The organism is Clostridium hydrogeniformans DSM 21757 (assembly GCF_000686705.1).
Taxonomy (GTDB): Bacteria; Bacillota; Clostridia; order Clostridiales; family Clostridiaceae; genus Clostridium_Z; species Clostridium_Z hydrogeniformans.
The window spans coordinates 278,991-304,357 of sequence record NZ_KK366004.1 but is presented as its reverse complement, the minus strand read 5'-3'; the positions used below and the strand labels follow the sequence as shown (position 1 = coordinate 304,357).

The 25,367-nt window shown below is 28.6% G+C and carries 21 protein-coding genes, 1 pseudogene and 2 other annotated features; of the genes and pseudogenes, 9 read left to right on the top strand and 13 right to left on the bottom strand.

The genetic code is table 11. From position 1 onward, the window contains the following. Positions 1 to 98: 98 nt before the first annotated feature. Both BR69_RS0114695 and BR69_RS0114690 read left to right on the top strand, forming a co-directional pair. Positions 99 to 812, top strand: a complete 714-nt coding sequence (locus BR69_RS0114695; RefSeq protein WP_027633850.1) for a lysophospholipid acyltransferase family protein — start codon at positions 99 to 101, stop codon at positions 810 to 812. Between the two features lie 323 nt (positions 813 to 1,135). Beyond that, a complete protein-coding gene (locus BR69_RS0114690; RefSeq protein WP_027633849.1) occupies positions 1,136 to 2,002 on the top strand; it encodes a ComEC/Rec2 family competence protein in 867 nt (288 codons plus the stop codon). Positions 2,003 to 2,231: 229 nt separating this feature from the next. On the opposite strand, the pseudogene BR69_RS20660 reads toward BR69_RS0114690, so the two are convergent. Further along, positions 2,232 to 2,864, bottom strand: a pseudogene (locus tag BR69_RS20660) (ribonuclease H-like domain-containing protein); the annotation flags it as partial. A gap of 734 nt (positions 2,865 to 3,598) precedes the next feature. Here BR69_RS20660 and BR69_RS0114680 point away from each other — a divergent pair. From BR69_RS0114680 to BR69_RS21595, 3 genes are read left to right on the top strand one after another with little or no spacing between them, the layout of a single operon-like run. After that, positions 3,599 to 3,826, top strand: coding sequence for a FeoA family protein (locus BR69_RS0114680; RefSeq protein WP_027633848.1), 228 nt, complete (start codon positions 3,599 to 3,601; stop codon positions 3,824 to 3,826). Then, on the top strand, positions 3,826 to 5,604 hold the full coding sequence (gene feoB, locus BR69_RS0114675) for a ferrous iron transport protein B (RefSeq protein ID WP_027633847.1): 1,779 nt from the start codon (positions 3,826 to 3,828) through the stop codon (positions 5,602 to 5,604). Before BR69_RS0114680 ends, feoB begins: the two co-directional genes overlap by 1 nt. Positions 5,605 to 5,617: 13 nt before the next feature. Further along, positions 5,618 to 5,776: a FeoB-associated Cys-rich membrane protein gene (locus tag BR69_RS21595; protein WP_084315522.1), complete on the top strand. Its 159-nt coding sequence runs from the start codon at positions 5,618 to 5,620 to the stop codon at positions 5,774 to 5,776. 45 nt (positions 5,777 to 5,821) lie between these two features. Here the strand turns inward: BR69_RS21595 and BR69_RS0114665 are convergent, their stop codons facing one another. The 4 genes from BR69_RS0114665 to BR69_RS0114650 all read right to left on the bottom strand — a co-directional run bounded on the left by BR69_RS0114665 (position 5,822) and on the right by BR69_RS0114650 (position 12,230). After that, positions 5,822 to 6,610 (bottom strand): ribonuclease H-like domain-containing protein, encoded by a 789-nt coding sequence (locus BR69_RS0114665; protein ID WP_027633846.1) that lies wholly within the window; start codon positions 6,608 to 6,610, stop codon positions 5,822 to 5,824. Positions 6,611 to 6,972: 362 nt separating this feature from the next. Beyond that, positions 6,973 to 8,664 (bottom strand): arginine--tRNA ligase, encoded by a 1,692-nt coding sequence (gene argS / locus BR69_RS0114660; RefSeq protein WP_027633845.1) that lies wholly within the window; start codon positions 8,662 to 8,664, stop codon positions 6,973 to 6,975. A gap of 272 nt (positions 8,665 to 8,936) precedes the next feature. Next, positions 8,937 to 9,159 (bottom strand) — a binding site (T-box leader). A 191-nt stretch (positions 9,160 to 9,350) separates the two neighbouring features. Beyond that, the gene (gltX, locus tag BR69_RS0114655) at positions 9,351 to 11,003 is read right to left on the bottom strand and encodes a glutamate--tRNA ligase (RefSeq protein ID WP_027633844.1); all 1,653 of its coding nucleotides are present in this window, start codon (positions 11,001 to 11,003) and stop codon (positions 9,351 to 9,353) included. A 70-nt stretch (positions 11,004 to 11,073) separates the two neighbouring features. Next, positions 11,074 to 11,268 (bottom strand) — a binding site (T-box leader). 77 nt (positions 11,269 to 11,345) lie between these two features. Further along, on the bottom strand, positions 11,346 to 12,230 hold the full coding sequence (locus tag BR69_RS0114650; protein WP_027633843.1) for a DegV family protein: 885 nt from the start codon (positions 12,228 to 12,230) through the stop codon (positions 11,346 to 11,348). Positions 12,231 to 12,558: 328 nt separating this feature from the next. Between BR69_RS0114650 and BR69_RS0114645 the strand changes: the two genes are divergently transcribed. Both BR69_RS0114645 and tpx read left to right on the top strand, forming a co-directional pair. Beyond that, the gene (locus tag BR69_RS0114645) at positions 12,559 to 14,058 is read left to right on the top strand and encodes a Ppx/GppA phosphatase family protein (protein ID WP_027633842.1); all 1,500 of its coding nucleotides are present in this window, start codon (positions 12,559 to 12,561) and stop codon (positions 14,056 to 14,058) included. Positions 14,059 to 14,149: 91 nt separating this feature from the next. After that, positions 14,150 to 14,644: a thiol peroxidase gene (gene tpx / locus BR69_RS0114640; RefSeq protein WP_027633841.1), complete on the top strand. Its 495-nt coding sequence runs from the start codon at positions 14,150 to 14,152 to the stop codon at positions 14,642 to 14,644. A 144-nt stretch (positions 14,645 to 14,788) separates the two neighbouring features. Here tpx and BR69_RS0114635 read toward each other — a convergent pair whose 3' ends face one another. The 7 genes from BR69_RS0114635 to BR69_RS0114605 form a co-directional block, all read right to left on the bottom strand. Further along, positions 14,789 to 15,028: a DUF3892 domain-containing protein gene (locus BR69_RS0114635; protein WP_034849966.1), complete on the bottom strand. Its 240-nt coding sequence runs from the start codon at positions 15,026 to 15,028 to the stop codon at positions 14,789 to 14,791. 317 nt (positions 15,029 to 15,345) lie between these two features. Next, positions 15,346 to 15,987 carry a site-2 protease family protein gene (locus BR69_RS0114630; RefSeq protein WP_027633839.1) on the bottom strand — a complete coding sequence of 214 codons (642 nt, stop codon included), beginning with the start codon at positions 15,985 to 15,987 and terminating at the stop codon, positions 15,346 to 15,348. Between the two features lie 43 nt (positions 15,988 to 16,030). Continuing rightward, entirely contained in the window at positions 16,031 to 17,044 is a 1,014-nt protein-coding gene (locus tag BR69_RS0114625) for a hypothetical protein (protein ID WP_027633838.1), read from the bottom strand. A 20-nt stretch (positions 17,045 to 17,064) separates the two neighbouring features. Next, positions 17,065 to 18,117, bottom strand: coding sequence for a phosphodiester glycosidase family protein (locus tag BR69_RS0114620; RefSeq protein WP_084315520.1), 1,053 nt, complete (start codon positions 18,115 to 18,117; stop codon positions 17,065 to 17,067). Positions 18,118 to 18,583: 466 nt separating this feature from the next. Further along, entirely contained in the window at positions 18,584 to 19,960 is a 1,377-nt protein-coding gene (locus BR69_RS0114615) for a PhoH family protein (RefSeq protein WP_027633836.1), read from the bottom strand. 129 nt (positions 19,961 to 20,089) lie between these two features. Continuing rightward, on the bottom strand, positions 20,090 to 21,265 hold the full coding sequence (locus BR69_RS20655; protein WP_051623636.1) for an LCP family protein: 1,176 nt from the start codon (positions 21,263 to 21,265) through the stop codon (positions 20,090 to 20,092). Positions 21,266 to 21,559: 294 nt separating this feature from the next. After that, positions 21,560 to 21,754, bottom strand: a complete 195-nt coding sequence (locus BR69_RS0114605) for a DUF1858 domain-containing protein (protein ID WP_027633835.1) — start codon at positions 21,752 to 21,754, stop codon at positions 21,560 to 21,562. A 428-nt stretch (positions 21,755 to 22,182) separates the two neighbouring features. Between BR69_RS0114605 and BR69_RS0114600 the strand changes: the two genes are divergently transcribed. Next, positions 22,183 to 22,824 carry a hypothetical protein gene (locus tag BR69_RS0114600; protein ID WP_027633834.1) on the top strand — a complete coding sequence of 214 codons (642 nt, stop codon included), beginning with the start codon at positions 22,183 to 22,185 and terminating at the stop codon, positions 22,822 to 22,824. 108 nt (positions 22,825 to 22,932) lie between these two features. Further along, a complete protein-coding gene (locus BR69_RS0114595; protein WP_027633833.1) occupies positions 22,933 to 23,922 on the top strand; it encodes a biotin--[acetyl-CoA-carboxylase] ligase in 990 nt (329 codons plus the stop codon). 296 nt (positions 23,923 to 24,218) lie between these two features. On the opposite strand, the gene BR69_RS0114590 is transcribed toward BR69_RS0114595, so the two are convergent. Continuing rightward, on the bottom strand, positions 24,219 to 25,166 hold the full coding sequence (locus tag BR69_RS0114590) for an L-lactate dehydrogenase (protein WP_027633832.1): 948 nt from the start codon (positions 25,164 to 25,166) through the stop codon (positions 24,219 to 24,221). Positions 25,167 to 25,367: the final 201 nt, after the last annotated feature.

Below are 25,367 nucleotides of genomic sequence, written 5' to 3'. Positions count from 1 at the left end.
GGTAATCTCTACAGGATTTTTGTTATATTATAAAATTAGAAATATAAATATGATATAATTATATTGAGAAAATAGGAAACATTAAAAGGAGTGATACTTTGACTACAATACTATACGGAATTTACTATTTTTTCTACATGATTCTTTTGGGTATGAAAGGAATAAAATATAATTTTATAAGAAAATTCAAAGGAGAAGCTGCTGCTTATGATTATGTGAAAAAAACAGCCTTACTTTGGTCAAATCATACTATTAAATCCATAGGTATAAATTTAGAGATAAGAGGACAAGAAAACTTAATAGATGAACCTTGTCTATTTGTGGCAAACCACCAAAGCTTATTAGATATTCCAGCACTTATAGTTGCTATAAATAAACCAGTTGGTTTTATAGGAAAAAAAGAACTTTCTAAAATACCAGTGTTATCTAAATGGATGGGAAGAAGTAAAAGTATTTTCCTTGATAGAGAAAATGTACGTGAAGCTATAAAAAGTATGAATGAGGGTATAGAAAATATAAAAAAAGGCTACTCCATGGCTATTTTCCCAGAAGGTACTAGAAGTAAAAGCGATAATGTTTTAGACTTTAAAAAAGGAAGTTTGAAACTCGCTCTAAAACCCCTAGCCCCTATTATACCTGTCTCTATTAATGGAACTTATAAATCTCTTGAAGAGCATAATAGGGTTAGAAAAGCAGATGTTATTGTTACTATAAATAAGCCTATATATACTAAAGATTTATCTAAAGAAGAAATAAGTAATTTATCTGTTACCGTAAGAAATATAATAATAGATAGTAAAAATAAAAAGTAGTATTTATTTTACATTTTATAAGTTCATTTTACTATAAGGTTTCTTTAGAGTAATTTATGGTAATATATTTACATAATATGAAAATAATTTTATTAATGAAACATTTATGTATAAAAATTATTAATACTTAATTACTAATACAAAAACCACTATGGCTTTTATTAATTTCATAGTGGTTTATTTGTTAATTAAATCTTACCTCTTCCCTTGATTATAAACCTATATTCTAATATAATTATATGGAATGTATGTTTGTATAATTATTATTTCTTAATAGCAATACAACCTAATTTCGGGATATTTTTAGAAAGGATGATACCACAATGAAAAAATTAAAATGTAGTTTATTAGTTGTACTAACATTGATTATAAGTTTATTATTAACATCTTGTTCAAATCCATCTACTAATAAAGATAATACTAAAATTTCACCTAAAAACAATCTTTTAGTTCATTATATTGATGTGGGCCAAGGTGATGCAGTGTTAGTTCAAGGAAGAGAGAAAAATCTTTTAATTGATGCCGGTCCTAGAAGTAGCAAAAAAGAGTTAATCAAATACCTAAAAGACCTTAATATAAGTAAGTTAGACTATGTTGTAGCCACCCACCCCCATGAAGATCACATAGGCGGTATGGCTGATATTATTGAAACCTTCGATATAGGAGAGTTTTATGCTCCTAAAAAAACTCACACTACTAAGACCTATGAAAATATGATAAAAGCTCTTAAAAATAAAAAGCTTAAAATAACAGTAGCAAAACTTGGAGCTAAATCAATAGATCTTGGAGATGACATAAAGGGAGAGTTTTTAGCTCCTATAAAGAATGATTACGATAATTTAAATAATTATTCTGCAGTACTTAAGATAACCAATGGAGATAACTCATTCTTATTTACAGGTGATGCTGAAAAGGAATCTGAAAAAGAAATGGTACAAAATAATCTTGATTTAAAAGCCGATGTATTAAAGCTTGGACATCACGGAAGTTCAACTTCAAGTTCTCCAGAATTTTTAGATAAGGTAAATCCATCTATAGCTGTAGCTTCCTTAGGAAAAGGAAATGACTATGGTCATCCACATAAAGAAACATTAACTAAAATAAAAAATAAAAACATTACTTTCTATAGAACTGATGAGTCTGGATCTATAGTTCTAGAAAGTGATGGTAAAAATATAAAGAAAAAATAATTTAAAAAGCAGCACTTATTTAATCTTGTGCTGCTTTTTCTTCAATTATATATTTATATTGAAGATCATTATTTACTTCTTTTATATTTTCCTCATTCTCTTTTTGTAATACCTCTAATTTTTTTACTTTATCCTCTTCATAAGTTTTTTCAATTATTTCTTCTTCCTCATTAGAAGTATCTACTTCCTTATTATTCTCCTCTAATTCATCTTCTTCTATTTTTAAAGTATTCCAATTAGTATATATATGAAACAAGTTAACCACATCTTGCTCATTATAAAGAAGTATTTTTTCAATTTTTTCACTAGGCATTCTATTTATATAATCTCTATCCTTTACTATCTTACTAAAAGTTTTCGCTAAATTTGAACCACTGATAAGTTCTCCTTCTCTAACTATTCCAAACTTTTTTTCTAAGGCTTTAAGCCCTATGTTATCTTTTATCTCTTTTTCATATACCTTTTGAAGGTCTATTTCAGTAAAAAATTCATCGAAATCAAAATTTATCTTATATTTATTAAAAAGGTATTTTATCACATGAAAATCATTATTTCCTGAAAATGTTACTATATATTTTTTTCCCATATTATTAGCCATATTCTCAAAATAGCTTCTAGCCATTATAAGTATACTTTTTATTTCTTTTTTGCTCTCTATCATATACTGAGTGACCTTTAGAGAAGACTTATCTTCATCATAATAGCAGCACCCAAAAACCCCTACACAAATAGGTTTTTTATATACATAATGTTCTAAGTCAAAAAATAATGACTGCTTAAATAGGTTATTTTCCCCACCTATATCTAAGCTATTTTCTATAAAAACTTCTCTAGTCTCAATAGAATTATCTCTAATTATCATATTAAACCACTCTTTCTATTTTAATTCTTTATCCTTTAGCTATACATATTCAAGAAACCACATGAATCCTCTTACTCTATATAAGTTGAAACCCCTTAAACTTAAGGTTCTACTAAATCTTTAATAAAAACATTCTTTATTTATGTTACTTTATACCTCTGTCCAAATAAAGATAAATCAAGGATATTTTTAAGGAATAAGTTAAGTGTTTATGTAAAACCCCTATAGGGTTTTAAGTTTTAAACTTAATTTATCCCTCTTGCTAAAACAAGATAAACTAAGTATATTTTTAATTTATACACTGTGTTGAATCAATATAACTCAATAAAATTTTAATAAATAAGTTAAAAGTTCTTCTTAAATCCCTATAAAGTTTATTATATGTTTTAAAACATGAATTAATAAGCTCTTAGTATTTATTATAAAGCAAAACCCTTTCCTTTATAAAGGTTAAATTTAAATTTACTTAATAATATAGTGAAATAATAATATGATTTTTATATTATTATTTGTATCTACTCCCAATAAACATATTTATATTTCTAAAATCGTTCATTCTGTTTAAACATATTAATATTTATATAAAATTAATAACAATAAACGGAATATTTTTATTTAAAATCAAAAAAAATGTCAATTGATATTTTTTTAACTAAAACTATATTCTATTGACATTTATATAACATAGTATTATTATAATAATTGAAAATGATTTTCAATGTGAGGTGTTAATTATGTGCATTAATGATTTACAATTAGGCCAAAGAGCTAGCATAGATATGGTTAAAGGAAATGAGAAATTAGCTAAAAGACTTATGGCCCTTGGTTGTGTTGAGGGAACCGAAGTAACTTTAAAAAGAAAAGCTCCCTTTGGGGATCCTATAATTATTAATTTAAGGGGATTTGATGTTGCCTTAAGAGCAAAAGACGCAGCCAACATATTCGTAAAGGGAGGAAAATAATGATTACAGCAGCTTTAGTAGGTAACCCAAATGTCGGTAAAACAACTCTTTTTAATGCCTTAACAGGCTCAAATCAGTATGTTGGAAACTGGCCTGGAGTTACAGTAGAAAAGAAAGAAGGATATTTAAGCAATGATATAAAAATAGTGGACTTGCCTGGTATTTATGCCATGGATACCTTCTCTAATGAAGAAAAAGTTTCTAAGAACTTTCTTGAAACTGGTGATGTAGATTTAATTATAAATATTGTTGATGCTTCTAATTTAAGCAGAAACCTATATTTAACAACTCAACTTAAACACTTTAATAAACCTATACTTTTACTTTTAAACATGACTGATGTAGCTGATAAAAAAGGTATAAGAATAGATTTTAAAGCTCTTGAAAATAATTTAAAAGTTAAAGTTATTCCTATAATTGCTACTAAAAATAAAGGAATAGACGATGTAAAAGAAACCCTTTCCAAAGGGAATTTTTCTTGGGGTAAGGATGATAATGATTATCATTTCCCTTCAGAACAAAAAGCTTATAACTTCATAGACAACTTAATTAGTAATAGTGTTAAAGATAATAATAAAGTAGTTAGTAAAAAATCTTCTGAGGGTATAGATAAAATACTTTTAAATCCTTGGCTTGCTTACCCAATATTTATTCTTGCAATTATATTAATGTTTAAGCTTACTTTCTCTTGGGTAGGACAACCTCTAACAGATTTACTTGAAGAAACAATAGACGGTCCTATAAATGGATTCTTTGAAGGTTTACTTGAAAATTCAACTCCTTGGTTTTCTTCTTTAATAGTTGAAGGGATCATTGGTGGTGTCGGATCTGTACTATCCTTTGTTCCTCTAATATTTACATTATTCTTCTGTATATCATTCTTAGAAGATAGTGGATATATGGCAAGAGTTGCTTTTATAATGGATAGATTCATGAGGAAGATAGGACTTTCTGGAAAGGCATTTATTCCTTTTATAATAGGATTCGGATGTTCTGTTCCTGCAATTATGTCTTCAAGAACTCTTGAAAGCGAGAAAGATAGAAAAATGACTGCCCTTTTAGCACCACTTATGTCTTGTAATGCAAGACTTCCAGTGTATGCTGTTTTTGTGGGTATATTTTTCCCTAGTAATTCTGATTTAGTAGTTGCATCTTTATACTTCCTAGGTATAGTTATTGCATTATTAGTTGGATTAATATTTAAGAATACAATGTTCAAAAAAGATGAAGAACCATTTATAATTGAACTTCCTGAATATAAGTTCCCTGAGCTTACTAGTATATTAAAACTAACTTGGGAAAAAGGTAAAGGCTTTATCAAAAAGGCTGGAACAATAATCTTTGCATTATCTATAATCATTTGGTTCCTATCTCACTTTGGTGGAAGTGGATATGTAGAGGATGTATCTGATGGATTACTTGCATCTATAGGTAAGGTACTTGCTCCAATATTTGCTCCTCTTGGTTTTGGAACTTGGGAAGCTGCTGTATCAATCTTAACTGGTATAGTTGCTAAAGAAAGTGTTGTTTCAACTATGGAGATTGTATACGGTGGAAGTCTTGATGCTGTTATAGGTCAAACCTTTACTGCATTATCAGCTTATTCCTTTATGGTGTTTGTACTTCTTTATACTCCATGTATGGCTGTTATTGCAGCAATGAAGAAAGAGTATGGTGGTAAATTCGCACTATTCTCTGTATTCTATCAGCTGGCACTTGCTTGGATAGTGTCCTTCTTAACATATAACCTTGGTGGTTTACTAATATCAATTTTTTAAAGAAGGTGTTTTTATGGAATTTTTAATAGCAGGACTAATAGGAATTGGAGCAGTTTATATTCTTTATAAACATATAAGAAAAACTAAGAATGGTGGTTGCAATTGTTCATCTAGCAGTTGTGGATCATGCCCTAAAGCCTCATTAAAAATTAACTTAAATAATAAAAAATAGTTGAATAAAAAAATGGGACGCATACTTTATGTGTCCCATTTTTATTTAACTATTTTTTATTAATGTTTCTATATCATCTTCTTTTAATTTCTTATTTATAAGCCCATATATTATTTTTCCTGCACATTTCTTAGATATATTGTTATATTGAATATTTAAATCAATATTCCTTTTGCTTAAAAGATTATTTATAGATTTTCTTTGAGTTTCTGTAAGAAGATCATTCCTAACTAAATTTTTATCCTTAATTATACTGAAATATTTAAATAAACTTGGAAGACTTATAACATCTTCTATATTATGCCTCATAAGATCTAAGGCTATATTATTATCCTTTATTGCTAAATACTTGTCATATAAAAGTCTTGAATCATATCCATTTAAAGAATCTTCTCTATTTATACCTATCCCCTTTTCTAGGGCTTTAAGGCCGCACCCTTCAACATTTAAAAGATTATGATAGGGTTTTATCTTTCTATATAAATCTATATGATATTTAGGTTTCTCTATTATTACATTATACTTCTTTCCTCTTTTTATAAGAAAGGGTTCATCAAAAGACAATCCATTAAATGTGCTCCAAATATTATAGTTTTCTAAAATTTTCTTAGATAGGATTATTATCTTTTTTTCTTCATTAATTTTCTCTCCAAAATACTGGGTTACTTTATAGGTGTTATCTAAAAAACGACCTATAGATATGGCAAATAGAAACTCTTCTCCATTCTGAGTCTTACTAGCTTCTATATCGAAATATGCAATGTTCTTTAAATTATACGATTTAATAATATCCTCATCTAACTCTAAGTCTATTAACTCATTCTTTACTATCATTAATTACCAATCCTTTAAACAAATTAAAACCTCATTGAATTTTATCTTTATGGAAGTATAGTTCTAATTTAAATATATATTATACTCTACTATATATTATATATTTAAATTAGAATTTCGGGTTGAAAATTTAATATTTTAAGTACTTAAAATATTTTTTAAAATTAAAAAATAACAATTGGCTATATAACCAATTGTTATTTTAGGTATCTTAAATAACAGACATAGTCTAAGATATTTGCTCTGTCTATACAAAACATTAAAATCTTACAAAATACACTATTAACATTAGATAAATAATTGGTTCATTATTAAACAAAATATATAAATAAACTTACTAGCTATTTTTTAATTTCCTTATATTACATCTTTTCAACAGTTTCTATACCTATTAAGTTTAATGCATTTTTTATAACTTGACAAGTAGCCTCTATCATATTTAATCTAGCCTTCTTTAATCCTTCATCTTCTACATTGATTACTGAGTGATTATTATAGAACTTATTAAATGCTTTAGCAACATCTATTACGTATCTTGTAACTATAGATGGTTCAAGCTTATCTATAGCCATAACTATGGATTTATTAAACCCTTCTAAGGTTTTAACAAGTTCAAACTCTTCCTTTGATGTAAGCTTACTATAATCAGCTTCTCCATTAACCTCTCCAGCCTTATTTAATATGCTATTTCCTCTTGCATAAGTATATTGAACATAAGGTCCTGTTTCTCCATCAAAGCTTAACATCTCATCCCAATTAAACACCATATCTCTTTCCCTTGAGTTCTTAAGATAAGTAAATACTATAGCTCCTATACCTACTTTTTTAGCTACCTCTTCCTTATTCTCAAGGTTTGGATTCTTTTCATTTATTGTGTCTCTTGTCTTAGATATAGCTTCATTTAATAAATCTTCAAGAAGGATTACATCTCCTTTTCTTGTAGAAAGTTTTTTATCCGCAAATCTAACAAGTCCAAAAGATACATGGTGGCAATCTTTAGCCCAATCATGCCCCATAAGCTCTAGAGTCTTAAATACTTGATTAAAATGAAGCTTTTGGTCCTTACCTACCACATATATGCTTTTATCAAAGTTATAGGTATCCTTTCTATATTTAGCTGCTGTTAAATCTCTTGTAGCATATATACTTGCTCCATCAGATTTTAACACTATACAAGGAGGCATATTATACTCTTCTAGCATTACAACCTTAGCTCCATTACTATCTACAAGAAGACCTTTATCATCTATCTCCTTAACTACTGCTTCCATTTTATCATTATAGAAACCTTCTCCTGCAAGGGAATCAAACTTAACATTAAGCATATCATATACGTTATCAAATTCTTTTAATGAAAGCTCCTTGAATCTATTCCATAAAACTACTGCCTCTTTATCTCCATCCTCTAGCTTTTTAAAGTACATTCTTCCCTCATCCTCAAGAGATGGATCCTTCTCTGCCTCATCATGAAACTTAACATATATTCTTAGAAGTTCTTTTATAGGTTCCTTCTCTAAAGCCTCTTCATCAGCCCATCTTTTATAAGCTGATATAAGCTTACCAAACTGAGTTCCCCAGTCTCCTAAATGATTTATTCCTACTGTATTATATCCCTGAGACTTCATTATAGCATATAGAGCATTACCTATAGCTGTTGAAAATAAATGTCCTACATGAAATGGCTTCGCTATATTAGGAGAAGAGTATTCAACACAAACAGTTTTTCCCTCTCCCATATTAGATTCTCCATATGTTTCCTTTTTATTTAATATAAGCTCTATAATTCCTTTACCAAAAGAAGACTTATCCATAAAGAAATTTAAATAAGGTCCTAAATTTTCTATTTTCTCAAATCCATCTTTATTTATTTTCCCTTTAAGCTCCTCTGCTATCATGTTAGGTGCTTTTCTCATAGATTTTGCTAATTGAAAACAAGGAAATGCATAGTCCCCCATTTCTGGTTTTGGTGGTATTTCTAAAAGTTTTTCTATGGTCTCTACATCTAACTCTACAAATTCACTAATTCTTTTAGCTACAAGATTTTTATAATCCATTTTTATTCCTCCTTATATTTACACATAAATTCTAACTTTTAAAACTTAAATAAAGCCTTCTAGTATGAACTCATTCAAACTAAACTTTTAAAGTTATTATTTTTAAATACTCTTTCCTAATCCTCTAAATTTAACTTTATAGTCTTTTACATAAACACTTAATTTATTCATTAAAATATCTTTCATTTATGATTCTTTCGACAGATGTATAAATTAAATTTAAAATTTAAAACCCTATAATGTAAAATAAAAAAAGTTCGTCTCTTAAAAAATTAAGAGACGAACTTACATCCGCGGTACCACTCAAATTGATTAGTTTAAATATACTAATCCACTTTATATTCTAACGCCATAACGCGACTTAACTTACTAATTAAAACCTTCAGATAAGCTTCTCAAAGATTCTCTTCCTTTAAGACTTCTTATAAGGCTTACACTCTGCCCTTACTCGCTAAAAGAAAAAACTTAAAGTACTCTTCTTCTCATAGAATTTTACTATTAATTTTACACTTCATTATATCCATGTAATATACTTTTGTCAACCTAATTATAGAGACATAGAAGGAATCTCCCTTCAGCTGGTTTTCTTTCAACCATCTGAAGGTTAGATGAGTTAATCTAAGGTCTTAGCAACTGTTATCCCTAGGCTTTGAAGAGTATGATAGTGTTACAGTTAATAGTAGCAATTAGATAAACTTATTAAATCTTTCCCTAACCTTTTCTTCTCCAAGGATAACCATTATAGTATAAAGATCTGGAGTATTTGTTCTATGAGTTAATGCACTTCTAACAATTCCAGCTACGTCTGACACCATTCCTTTAAAGCTTTCTGGGTTCTTCTTAAAACTCTTTCTATCTGCTGCATAGCCTTCTGCTACAGCAAATTCTTTAAGTCCATTAAACCAAGTTTCCTGATCTACAGTTATATTAAATATATCCTTATATTTATCTATAATTCTCTTAGCTTCCTCTAAAGATACATTCTTTGGCATTTCAATAGCTTCTTCTTTTTCCCCATAGAATAACTCATCAAAGAAGTAATATATCTTCTCTTCTACTTCATTCCACTTTCCATAATCCTTCCTTGGCTTTGCTCCATCCTTATCTATATTGAATATAGATTTAACCATATTTTCATTATTTATTACTAAGTTATACATATTTTCCTTATATTCCTTAGCCCACTCTATATATAAACTATACATATCTTCTGATGTCATTCTACATATAACATTTTTACTTACGTCATTAAGCTTTATAATATCAAATAATGCCCCACTTTTACTCATTTTTTCAAGTTCAACATTAAAGTCTGTATAAGATGCCTTTGGATTTTCTTCTCTCCACTCCTCAAAGCTTGAGTTTATTATATTAAGAAGATATTCAATTACAGATTGAGTTGGATATCCTTCCTCTCTATAATAGCTAACAGCACTTTCTGGATCCTTTCTCTTACTTAACTTTCTCTTTGCCTCTCCATCAAGCTTCATAACCTGTGGTATATGAGCATAATTTGGAGTAGTAAAACCTAAAACATCAAATAACTGAACATGGATAGGAAGGGATGGAAGCCATTCTTCTCCTCTTGTAACATGAGTAGTTCCCATTAAAGCATCATCTATAGCATGGGCAAAATGATAAGTTGGAAGTCCATCAGATTTTACTATTACTATATCTTGATTGTTTTCTGGGAAGGATATATTTCCCTTGACTAAATCATGGAATTCTACTCTTTTTTCTATATCCCCAGGGGATTTTAATCTTATAACAAACTTATCTCCATTTTCTATTTTTTCTATGGCTTTCTCTGCACTTAAATTTCTACACTTAGCCCACTTTCCATAGTAACCCGGATTTTCTTTAAGAGAAGTCTGTTCTTCTCTTATTTTATTTATTTCCTCTTCACTACAAAAACATGGGTAGGCTAATCCCTTTTCTATAAGTTCCTTTGCAAAAGTTTTATATATTTCCCCTCTTTTACTTTGCTTATATGGACCATAATCACCTTTCTCATCATAATCATTAACCATACCCTCATCAAAGTCTATATTAAAATTATGCATGGTTGCTATGGTATCAGATATAGCCCCCTCTACTTCTCTCTTTTGATCAGTATCTTCTATTCTTAAATAGAAAATCCCTTCACTTTTCTTTGCTATTCTTTCAGCAGTTAATGCTGCAAAAACACCACCTATATGCTGAAAGCCTGTAGGAGATGGTGCATATCTTGTAACCTTAGCTCCTTCTTTAAGATTTCTCTTTTTATACTTTTCTAAATAATAATCTCTTGTTTTAGTTATGTCCTTTAACATAGCATCTGCTAACATCTTGTAACTCATACTATCATCCTTTCTTTATAAACACTTTTTAATCATTTAAAATACAAAAAAACCTCTCATCCCTTGCACAGCTTAGGACGAAAGGTAAACTTCCGCGGTACCACCTAAATTGGTTAAAATCTAACCCACTTTGATACTTATGATATAAGGGATCATCCCCATAGCTCCAAAGCTTCCTTCTATAGATTTATTTATTAAGGTCCCACCTTTCCTTAACTCTCTAAAAAATAAGATTCTATATACTCTTCTTCTTCATAGCTAAATATTAAATTCTAATATATTATAACCTTCTTATATATAATTGTAAACATTATATATAAGATTTATCTAACTTACAATTTATTATATTATATGATGTTGTCTTTCTGATCCAAAGAAAAATATAGATAAAGCTCCTGCTCCACTATAAGAACCTACAGTATTTCCTATGTAATTTATAATTACATCCTTTGGTCCTATCTCTTCCATAAGTTTTTCTTTAAGCTTTGTAGCTTCCTCTAAACAATCTCCATGACATATTGTTATTATTTCATCCTTAGGATTTTCTATTCTTTCCTTAGCTATTTCTATAAGCTTTACTATGGATTTCTTTCTTCCCTTAACTTTTAGTATAGGCATTACCCTACCTTCATGATTTACAGTAAGTATTGGTTTAACATGTAAAACCATTCCAATGGTTGCCGCAGCTGAAGATATTCTTCCACCCTTTTTTAAATAGCTTAAATCATCAACTAAAATGTAGGTATTTAGCCTTTGCTTTATTTCTTCTAAATAGTTTATAATTTCATCCTTAGACTTTCCTTCTTCTTTCATTTCTATAGCCTTCATAACTAGAAGTCCTTCTCCTAAAGACGCAGTTAAACAGTCTACTATATGTATATTAGCATCTTTATATTCTTCAAGAATCATATCCTTTGCTACATTTGCTCCATTAAAAGTTCCACTAAGACCTGAAGATACACAAAGGTATACTATATCCTTACCTGATTTTATTATCTCTTCAAATTTATTATAAACTTCTTGAGAACTAGGTTGAGATGTTTTAGGAACAATTCCTTCTCTGAGTCCATTGAAAAAATCCTTATAACTTTGAGTCTGTCCAAAATCATCCTTATACTCAACTCCATCAAAGTTACATATTAAGCTTACATATGGTATTTTCTTTTCATTTATATACTCTATAGGTAAATCACAGCAAGAATCTGTCATTATTAAGAAATCCTTCATATAGTTTGTATTCTCCATTTCATCAGATTTTGACTTTATTATAACTTATAATTCTATGATATACAAGCAAATACGACACTTATCTATGATTCTTAACATTATTATTTTCTTAGGTTTCCCTTAACCCACTTCATAGTTTATTCACATTTCTCTATGTAAGTTCATTATATATGACAATGTTTTTCTTTTTAAAAAGGCATATTATATTAATAATACTATAATATATAAAGTTCTAATGTTAAATCTTTTTTACATTGTTGCCTTAGTAACTTTATATTATATATAATAAGTTATAATTTATAAGTTTAATAATAAAAGGAGTTTTAGTATGAGTAAGTTAGGAATAATAGATATAGGTTCTAATTCTGTACGACTTGTTGTAAGTGAAGTTCATAAGCTAGGAGGTTTTAAAATTCTAGTTGATATAAAGGAGACCTTAAGGTTAGGACTAGATGTAGAAATAAATAGTATGATTTCCAATGAAAAAATAGATCAATGCGTAAATACCCTTATTAGCTTTAGACTGCTTTGTGAAAGCATGAATGTTGAAACTATAATTTCCTTTGCCACAGAAGCTATTAGAAAGTCTAGTAATAAGGAAGAGGTTCTTTTAAGAATTAAAGATGAAGCTAAATTGGATGTAACAATATTAACAGGGGATGAAGAGGCAAACTTAGATGGTAAGGCTGTTATAAATAGTCTTTATGTAACTAACTCCCTAGTTATAGATATTGGAGGTTCTAGTACTAAAATTGCATGGATTAAAAATAATGAACTGATAAAAGTAGACTCTCTTCCCTTTGGTGCTTTAAATTTAACTCATAGATATAAATTAAATGACTTAATAGATTATAAAGAGGAAGATGCTCTTAAAGATTTTTTAATAGATAGTTTTAAAACTATTCCTTGGCTTTTTGAAGAAAAATTTGAAAATATAATAGGAATAGGTGGCTCTATTAGAAATCTTGGAAAAATTGATAGATATAAAAAGAGATATCCTATAGATACTTCTCACAACTACAACTTTTCTGACATTGACCTTATTAGTATGTATAAATTACTTAAAAGTAAAACCCTTAAGGGAAGATATAAAGTTGAAGGGCTCTCACATGACCGTGCGGATATAATAGTTGCTTCTTCAGCCATACTAAGCATATTAGTTAAATTATTAGATATTAATGAAATAATAGTAAGTGGTGGTGGTATTAGAGAAGGTATTATTTTTAATCATATTGAGGAAAATTTTGGCCTTATAGAAAATATTCTTGAATACTCCTTAAATTCCATACTATATTCTCATAACATGGATGTTATTCATGCTAAAAATGTTTATAATCTTTCCAAAAAACTTTTTACAGAACTTAAGCCTCTTCATAATATTAATGATAGTTTATTAAAAGTTCTTAAAATATCTAGTTATCTTCATGATATAGGAATCAGTGTACGTTATTATGACCATCAAAAGCATTCTTTTTACATAATATTAAACTCTCAAATAAATGGAGTAAATCATAAAGAACTTTTAATGGCTGCTTATACTGCCGCCTTCCATAAAAAAGATAGAATAAATTTTTGCCAATATGGAAGTATAATAAATAGACTTGATATTCAAAACATAGAAAAAATGGGCCTTCTTCTTAGAATAAGTGAAGCTCTTGATAAAACTCTAATCGGCTCTATAAGTATTAAAAATTGTACTATAACAGAGGAAGATGTAACAATAAAGGTAGAATCCTCAAAAGATGTATCTTTAGAGATTAAAGATGCTCTAAGTTGTTCTTATTTATTTAAAGAACTCTTTGGAAAAAATTTAATAATACAAGATTAAATTTTATAATATGTATTTACTTTTTATTTCCTAAGTGTTATTATTAATTTATAATAATTATTAGTTAAAAATAAGAAAAAGAGGTGTTATTATGAAAATAACTTTTGCAGGTAACCCAATGACTTTAGTTCATGATGAGGTAAAGGTTGGAGACACGTTAAAAGATTTCGTAGTGGTAAAAAATGACTTAAGTCCTTTAAGTTTAAAAGATACTGAAGGTGTAAGAGTATTCTTAGCTGTTCCTTCTATAGATACACCAGTTTGTGACCTTGAGGTTGCTACTTTTAATGAAAGAATAGCTGAAATAGATGGAGTTACTGTTTATACAATATCTATGGACTTACCATTTGCTCAAGCAAGATGGTGTGGTGCTAAAGGTGTTAAACATGTAGTTACTGCTTCTGATTATAAGGATAGATCCTTTGCTAAAGCAACTGGAACTTATATTGAAGAATTAGGCTTATTAACAAGAGCGGCTTTTGTTGTTGATAAGAATAATAAGATTGTACATGTAGAATACTTAGAAGAAATCACTAATCAACCAAACTTTGATGAAATATTAGAAGCTGCTAAAAAAGCTTTATAATAAAAAGGATGCCTAAGGCATCCTTTTTATTATTCAAATACTTTTCAAATACTTTTCAAATACTTTTCAAATACTTTTCAAATACTTTTCAAATACTTTTCAAATACTTTTCAAATACTTTTCAAGTTCTAATAGGTTTCTTAATTAATCAAACTCTGGCATACTACTTAAATTATTACTCTTAGATCCATCAGGAAGACTTCTTAGGTATTCCTCTCCTTTTTTAGATACAGATACTTGTACTCCATTTATATATCCTTGTTTTGCAAGATCCACAGCCTTGGCTTTTTCAAGAGTTTCTCCATTATCAAGCTTATAAGCTATAATTTCTCCATTAGTATTCTTATCTACCTCAATTATATTATGACCTCTTCCATAATCCATCTTATACTCCTCCTCATAATTAAAATATACAGATAGTTATTAAGTGTATTACTATATTTTATATATATTTACCCTTAACTATACCTGGTACATACTTACTTTAGGTTGTAGTAATATATCATTATCCATGTATATTAGAAAGTTTACCAAATCCCCCTTGAATCTCTAGTACACAAATCCCTCTACCATTGCATAAATCTCTTTATCTATTTTATTTTTAATTTAAATCTCCTTATTTTAAATTGAAAATAAAATAGAGTATTTCTCAAAACTTAAGTTTTAAGAAATACTCTATTAACATAAACTAAACCATATTACTAAATACCAAGAGCAACTTTAAATAGTATACCACTAATGCTTGCCACAGGTTTTAAAATTATATTAGATACTGGAGTTAAAAATAAAATTACTAATATTACAATTCTATATTTATAAAAATCACCTTCATATTTATAAAAGAACTTAGGATATAAATCTCTAAGAACATGATATCCATCAAATCCCGGTAACGGTAGAAGGTTAAATATAAATAACATAACATTTATGTTTACTATTTGATGAAGCATCTTAAATATAACCACTACTAATACTCCACTATTTGTTAATGGTATAATAAACCTAAAATAAACTCCAAGAATTAAAGCCCCTACAACAGCTACAGTTAAGTTAGCTAATGGCCCTGCTAAACTCACCTTTAAATCATCTTTATAATAGTTCTTATAGGCCCTTGGGTTTGTTTCTACTGGTTTTGCCCATCCGAACCCTGCAATTAATATAAATATAAATCCCATTATATCTATATGATGAAACGGATTTAAGGTTAATCGCCCTTGAAACCTTGCTGTTTTATCCCCTAATCTATCCGCCATCTTAGCATGAGCATATTCATGAAACGTAAACCCTATAAGTATTGCTGGAATCATCATTATCATATCTTGTATACTATTACGAAATCCCATATTATCACCTCTTATTTATAGAATTTCAGCCTCAAGCAAAAGCTTAAGGCTGAATTTTAGTTTTAACAAGTTTTCCTTCACTAATACTAGCTATTCCACCCTCATATAAGGATAGAATCCTTCCGCTATAGGAAATTTCCTTATTATTTTTTATATCCTTAAGTACTCCTCTTAAATTATCATTCACATATATGTTTCCACCATTAGATATATATATATCATTATACTTTGTTCCACTAGGAATATCTACCTTTTTCCAATCTCCTTCGTTATATACTCCATAAGATATGGATTTTACAATATCTGTTCCATTCATAGTGGCAACATATGCAAAGTCTTCTTCATCTACTTTTAAAAGCCTACTTTGAGAAGGATTTCCTAAGGTTTTTCCCTTACTATTAAGATATACGGTTTTATTCATAGTATCCTCATATATAAAGTCATCTTTTCTATTAATAACTTCTATTTCTCCTATTCTATTGATTCTCATAGGTACCCTAGATAATTCTTTCATTATATTAAGCCTATATATACTATTCTTTGAAGAACTTGTTGTTGTTTTTACATATATAACTTGAGTAAGAGTAGATGCCTTCACATCTGTAACTTTAGAGGTACTATCCTTTGTATTTATTTCCTTTATCTCTTCCTTATTATTTTTATCCACATCATAATAAGATAGGTTTATAATACCACCCTTACCTTTTTCTCCAAGTATCATTCTATTTCTATCATTTAACCATTGATAATGAGATCCTTCATCAAACTCTGAAGTTTCTTCTTTTCCAGTACTTGTATTAACAACCTTTAGTTTATCATTTTCTGTATAGGATAAAAATTTACCATCAAAGGATACCTTTATATTCTTTGCATCCTTTGGTATATTAATATCTATTTTCTTGTCTTCCTTCTTTTCACTATCCGAACTAACCTTCTTTACCTTCATTCCCTTTATATTGCTATTAAATAGATAATTGTTGGCATAAAATAATCCTAGGAATTGAGCTATTAATGCAATTAAAACCCATATACTCAATATTTTAAATTTGTTCTTCATTTATTTCTCTCCTTAAAAGGTTACTTTACATAAACTATAGAAGGTACCGCTCTTTCACCTAAACTATTAGCTGGATTATTTATTACATCTCCATCATAGTACATTGTAGTAGATGATCCTCCATCTAAGTTTGTAGCATTTACCACTCCATTGTCAATTAATGTATCTTGGACTTCCTTTAAAGAGGCTCCTATACTGGAAACTTGTCTTCCATCTATAACCAGCATAACAATTGCACCATCTTTTCTTTGTCCTATTGCAGTTCTTGGAGCAACTCCCCAGCCTCCATCACCTTGCTTTATGGTTGGCTTCCCATCCACTACAAGGGCTGGTCCAAAGGATAAAGCTTCTGTGACATTAGCCTTCTTAAGCTCACCTATGCTATACTTTCCAACTAAAAGTCTTCCTTCTTTAGTAAGTGCCATGGTATCCACCTTAGTTGACTCATTTTTTATAGCATCAAACTTTATTTCTCCTTCATGAATTATAACTCCTGTTGGAGTTGCACCAGTGCCTGTCCATCCTGTGGATTCATCTGGGAAACCTCCACCATTTATAGCAGCTACTGCGCCATTATCCCTAGCGATCTTACTTGTAAGTTGTCCTTCAATTCCAAGCTTTTGAGTATATCCAACTTTAATACGCTTAGGATCATGAATAACTAACATATATCCCTTAAACTTACCTGTAGATACATCATATCTTTCAATATCATTGCTAGCTCTCTTTGGAATCTCTATACTAACATTACTAGAACCTTGCTTAATGTCCTCAATCTTATGTGATGATAAAATTTCATTAATTTTTTCATCTGATAAAAACCATTTGGCTATGTATTGATGATTAAGGGTAGTCATAGCAGCCCCTACTATTGTATTCCTAACATTCTCAAAAGGACCATAAAAAACTAAAAATGGAGATGTTATAGCTACAAATGCAATTTCAAAAGCTAAAAATTTAAGTATGCTTTTCCATGATCTCTTTTTATTAGATTTACCTTTAATCTTTCTTTTTTTATATTGTCTACTTTTTGTAGTCATACCCTTCTTTTTTATAATTGGTTCGTTATTCATAGACTTTAAACCACCCCAAATTAAATTTATTTTGCTTCCTATGTTACTAATTTTATATGATTAAAACCAAGTTTTTCTAATTGTATTTTTAAACAATAATCTTATTCTATTACATTTTAACCTTAAAGTTTTTACAATTTTATTAATAATGACTTATTATTAAATATATATATAAAAATTATACTAAAATTTTTATATTTTAATCATTAATTTTATCTTAATATTTTATAATTACCTATAATTCTTCCTTAAACCTGATTTATCTACTCTTATTTTGCATTACCTTGATATTATATAATTTAACCTAAGGTAATGCAAATGTATATTGTAAAGAACTTAGGTATATTAATCCAACTAAGTTTAATATACCTAAGTCTTTTTCTATATTATTTTATTTAAAATTATCTTTTCCTTTATACCTATGGCTTCTTATTTAAGATATAGAATATGATGTGATTCTATACAGTTATAATCTCTTAGCAGCTTCAAAAGCAAGTGGAGACCTTTCACATTCATCATATTTAAGAGTAACTTGATAACAAAGGTTACTTCCCTTCATCTTTTCTGATGCATAACAAAGACCATTAGATCTTGAATCTAAAAACGGGTGATCTATTTGTTCTGGATCTCCAATTAGTATTAATTTAGTACCTTCCCCTACCCTTGTTATTATAGATTTTACTTGTTTAGGGCTTAAGTTTTGTGCCTCATCTATTATTACATAATTTTTAGCTATAGACCTTCCTCTTAAATAAGCTACTGCTTCAGTGGTAATAATCTTTCTTTCAAAAAGTTCCTCTATTTTATCATTAAGCTCCCCTTCATCTTTATATCTTTCCTTGTCATCAGAGTCTACTAAAATTTGAAGATTATCGTAAATAGGTCTCATAAAAGGTGCTATCTTTTCCTCCTCAGTACCTGGAAGAAATCCAATGTCTTCATCCATTGTTACATTAGGTCTACATACTAATATTTTTCTATATTTATTTTCTCCCGTTTCCAGTATATGATGGAGGCCAGCTGCTAAAGAAAATAAAGTTTTTGCAGTACCTGCTGGGCCCTTTATTATAACTAATGGGGCTAAAGTTGCATTTGTACATAGACACTCCATCATAAACTTTTGACCTACATTTCTAGGATTTATTCCAAACAAAGTTATATCTTTATTATAAAGAGGTACTATATTAACTCCGTCAAATCTTCCTACAGCTGTTTGTTTCTGATTATCTTTAGATCTAATTATAAGAAACTGATTTAACTCTAAAGGAGGATCTTTATACTCTTCCTCCTCCTCACTATACCATGTAAGTTCTTTTATACTTAATCTCTTTTCTTTATAAAAGCTATCTATAGCCTTTGTTGATGCATAAACTTCTATCCTTCCTGTATACTGATCATCCTGCTCTGGAACAACTTTTTCATTAAAATCTTCCACTTCTATATCAACTATATCAGCTTTTATTCTTTCAAATATATCTTTCGTTATTAAATATACATTTTCTCCCTTCTCTTTTAACCCCTTACAAACTTGAATTATTCGATTATCACCTTTTAACTTGTCCCATGTCGGTGGCATCTCTGTATCATAATGATTCATTTCCACCCTAAGAGTTCCACCAGTATCTAAATTTACCCCTTTATTAAGTTTACCTTCCTTTCTTAGCTTGTCTATTAATCTAGCAGCATGCCTAGCATTAGCCCCTAAATCATTTTTATCCTTTTTAAATCTATCAAGCTCTTCTAAAACCACCTCTGGTATAACCACATGATTTTCACCAAAAGAAAGTAGTGCAGTAGGAGAATACAATAATACGTTTGTGTCAAGTACATAGGTTTTCTTCAACATTAACCCTCCTCTCCTTACTATAATATGAAGATTTTCAAATAAATATATTAAAAAACTATAAAACTCACTTATAAAATACAAATACCTTATGTTAAACCTATGTATTCTATAAATGAGTCTTATTACTTATTGAAAATCAGTGGTTTCTTCTACATCATAATCATTATATTCTTCATCATCTATTGAATCATCGTCCTTATAAGTTTTGATTTCTAAACTTTCCTTATTTTTCTCCTTATTTTTCTCTATTTTAGGTTTCTTATAAGGTTTATCAATTTTTAGGTACCTATCTAATTCTTTTTTAAACTCGTCCTTGTTTATATCTTTTTCACTTGGAAGAGTATTATTTAATATAAAATTTAAAAGTATCTTACTATTTTGTTTTTTGTCCATAAGTAGTACCCAAGAGCCTTTGTATACTCTTCCTTCACTTAATTCATTTAAAGGAATTTGAAGTTCTTCTACATTTAATGGTTGAAACTTAGATACTGTATATCCATAATTAATTATATTTATAGGCTCTATATTAGTTTTAATATAATCACTTATTTTCCCTAAAATATTAGGATACTGAATAACATTTAAATCCATAACCTTATAGGCAATAAGTCTCATAACCTCTCTTTGCCTTTTTGTTCTTTCATAGGATCCATCTCCAACCTTTCTTATTCTTGTATAGGCAAGAGCCCTTTGTCCATCTAAGTGGTTAACCCCTGCACTCTCTATCTTAGGAGATTTATTTTCATTAACTTCCCCAATATATTTATTCATTTCATCTATTTCATAGTCTTTAATATTTACCTCTATTCCCCCTAGAGCATCCACTATATCTTGAAATCCAAGAAAATTAACTACCACATATTTATCAAGCTCTAAATTAAAGTTCCTCTCTATGGTGTCAATTAATAATCCTATTCCACCTTTTGCATAGGCAGCATTTATTTTAGTTTCTCCAAGTCCTTTAATCTCTACATAGCTATCCCTCATAATAGATGTAAATTTTAAGTTTTTATTATTATTATCTATAGTTGCTATAAGTATAGCATCTGACCTAGATGGTTCATTAATATCTCTAGCATCTATACCTACTAAAAGAATATTTGTTATTCCTTGAACCTCACTATAGGATACTTCTGGTTCCTCTTCTTTTTCATTCTCATCATAGGTTATCCCTTTTATATCGTATATAGAATTATTATAAATCTTACTTCTAATATAAATATAATAAGAAATACCTCCTGCTATAATAATCCCAGCTAAAATACCTAATGTTATAAGCAGAATTTTATTTTTCTTTCTCAACTCTAATCATCTCCATGTTTAAGTTTTAAAACAAAGTAAAATCTTATCCACATGGAATTTTCACTTCATTTTATTTATAGATAAATTTCATGTAATATTTTCCCATGCACTTAATAAAATAAGTATTAAATTTGTAAAGTTCCTAAATAAATTTTTATATTGTCTTTTAATGTATTCAGCACATCTTATCCCAGTACTAGTATTTCTAATTTAGAATAAAAAAATCCCCCAATGCATAATGCATTAGGGAATTTTTATTCTAACATACTTCTAACTACTCTAACATACTTCTAACTACTCTAAATCTTTATTTAATTCTTCTAATAATTCATTAACATCTAGTCCATGAATTAAAGCTGCATCTTCTAACGCTTCCATTTGAGATGATGGACATCCAATGCATCCCATACCTCTGCTCATTAATATATCTGCTGCCTTTGGATTTATCTTTAATATATCTCCCATTATTGTTTTAGCTGTTATTTTCATATTATTTTCCTCCTTGTTAACTGAATATTATATTTAATATTTATTTTCTCTCTCTAAACCTTAGTCTTTAAAACCTTTATTTTAATAAGACTTATCCTTTTCTTCTAGGGTTTTGAGTTGAAAAGTTAATTTATACACCTTGATGAATCAAGATAAATAAATAAAACTTTAATGAATAAGTTAAATTTTATTCTTAAATCCCTATAAAAACAATTTAAAATAAATCTTATAATAGAAGTTTTATATAAGAATCCCTTTACTATAATATTGAAGAGCTCTTATCTTTAATGATATTATAATATATATTTAGCCATTTATACGTAACATAGGTTACAGACATAAAAGTATATTTTAACTAAAATTATATTATAAAGATTTTACCTAGTAAAGATATTAACTATTAATTTATATATAAAGGAGATATAACTATGAGCTTATATTTAGCACCTATTCATTCTTGGTTATTTAATAAAATAAAATTATCAGAGGAACTTGAAAGAAATATAGAAGAAGCTTTTTCAAATGAATTTGGAGATGATGTTTATAAAATATTTTCTGAAGGACTATCTAAGTATGGAAACTTCATAGAAGATAAACCTTTAGAATCAATGATAGATACTTCCAATATTCATGGTTGGCTTCAAGATAAGGTTTCTAAAACTGAAGGAAGAATGGCCTACTTTATAACTAATTCTATAAAAACTTTTGGAGAAAATGTTATTCCTATAGCTCTAAAAGTTTATGAAAATCATGGTAAAAAGTGTGGAACTGAAGTTAGTGTAAGTGGAGATAATGAAAATGCCTTATCATTATTTAAAAACTTTAATAACTATGTTTTAGATGGAATGCCTTGTGATCATGTTAATAGTTTAAAAACAAAAACTGAGGATTTAGTAGAATGGGAAACCACCACCTGTATACATAAGAAATACTGGGATGAGGTTTCTGGAGATATTAATGTTTTTTATAATTTAAGAGAAGCCTTTACTACAGCTTTTATAAAGGAATCAAACCCTAATTTTATTTATAGAAAATCCTCAGACTCTCATCACCAAATAGTAAAATATTAAATATTCTATGATTAAACTAGACTAAAAAATATTAAAATTATATAATGGAATTAAGCTCTAAAATATAATATTTTAGGGCTTTAATTTTACATAAAGGGACTGATAATTTTGAAATACAAGGTTTTAGAGCTATTTAAAAACAATAAAGATCAATATATATCTGGAGAGGATATAAGTAAAAATATCGGAGTAAGTCGTGCATCCATATGGAAATATATAAAGGCATTAAAAGAAGAAGGCTATGAATTTGAGTCTTCAACTAAGGTAGGATATAAACTTATAAAAGAAGCAGATGTTTTAAATTATATAGAGATAAGTCCTTATTTAAAAACTAAATATATAGGAAGAAGTTATTATCACTTTGATACTATAGATTCTACTAACTCAAAGGCAAAAGAAGCTGCAAAGGATAATTTAATAAATGGAGCAGTATTTATTAGTGAGGAACAAGTAAGTGGAAGAGGCCGTCTTGGACGTACTTGGATTTCTCCTAAACATAAAGGAATATGGTTAAGCATACTTCTAACCCCTGATTTACCACCCTTAGAAGTTTCTAAAACTACCCTTATAGGTTCAGCTGCAGTATATTTAGCTCTTAAAGAACTTGGCATAGAAAGCTCTATTAAATGGCCTAATGATATAATTTTAAATAATAAAAAACTTTGTGGAATTCTTACTGAGATTAGTGGAGAAATGAATAATATAAACTACATGGTTATGGGAATAGGTATTAATGTAAACACCTTAAAAGAAGACTTTAGTGAAGACCTTAAACCTATAGCCACTTCTTTAAAAAGAGAGTTAAAAGAAGACTTTAATAGAAAAAAACTTACTTCTTATATTCTAAATAATTTTGAAGACCTCTATGATGACTTTTTAGCCACTGGAAAACTTAATAAAACCTTAGATATAAGTAGGGAAGCTTCTATACTTATAGGAAAAGAAATTCAGTGTATAAATAGGGATAAATCTTTTATATGTAAAGCTGAAGATATAACTGAAGATGGAGAGCTTTTAGTAATTCTTAATGATGGCTCCTATAAAAAGATCATTTCTGGCGAGGTATCTATTAGAGGCTTATATGGATATGTAGAATAAATTTACTTACATTTTAAATTTATATTATATATGTTGCATTAATTAATTTACGCATCTACCTAAAGAAATATAACAATATAAATTTAAGTTATGGCATTCTTATAAATATTTTTCTTAAGGTTTTAGATAATTAAGATCAGTATACTAAAATGGAGGATATAAAAGCTATAACTTTTATATCCTCCCCTTATTAATAGATATTACAAGAGTTTAATCTAACACAATAGCTTAAACCTTTGTAATATAAAAATCTAAACTTCTAAGATCTAAGAATCTACCTACTCTCTATAAAAAACTTAAAACTCTAAGTCTTTTATACTTTCTTTTAATACATCCGATGACTTTTTTAACCCACTTATTTCTTCTTCGTTTAAAGGTACATTTAATAATTTTTCTGCCCCTTCCCTTCCTACTACAGTAGGAATTCCAAGATACATATCCTCTATTCCATATTGGCCTTCAAAAAGACTTGATACTGTAAGAATTGATTTCTCATCTCTTATTATTGCCTCTACAATTCTTCTTACTGCTAAAGCAACTGCATAATTAGTGTATCCTTTTCTATTAATTATCTCATAGGCAGCATTTTTAACCTCATCTAAGGTAGCCTTTTTAAATTCATCATCACATTCTCCACCTTGAGCTAGGCAGAATTCCTTAGCACCCATACCAGCTATTGAAGTTAAACTCCAAGCTGCCATTTCTGAATCTCCATGCTCTCCTATTATATAAGTGTGTATATTTCTTGCATCTACTGAGAACTTATCACTTAATGAATATTTAAACCTTGAAGTGTCAAGTACTGTTCCTGATCCTATTACTCTATTAGCTGGAAGTCCTGATAACTTATATGTTATATAAGTTAAAACATCCACTGGATTTGACACTACAAGTAATATAGCATTGGGACTATACTTAACAACCTGAGGTACTATACTTTTAAATATATTATAATTCTTCTTAACTATATCCAGCCTTGTTTCTCCTGGCTTTGGTCCAACACCTGCAGTAATTATTACTATATCTGAATTCTTAGTATCTTCATAATCTCCTGCCTTTACATCTGTTGCCTTTACAAATGCTGCTCCATGGGACAGGTCCATAGCCTCCGCCTCTGCCTTTTCCCTATTAATATCTACTATAACTAAGTCTGATACTAGTCCCTCTAGCATTAAAGCATAGGCTGTAGTAGAACCAACAAATCCTGCTCCTATTATTGATACCTTTGTAGTTCCTTTTATCATATCAATTACCTCCTTTTGCTCTGTCTTAATAGTACGTTTATTGCATAAAAATAGAACCTTTGGATTAAATGCTCTATAATAATTTTATATCAATAGGAAATTATTATCAATAAATAATAATTATTATTTTATATATTTTAACTATTATTATTAGGTTTTTTATTGAAACAATTATAGTAGTATGATATAAATAATTCATAT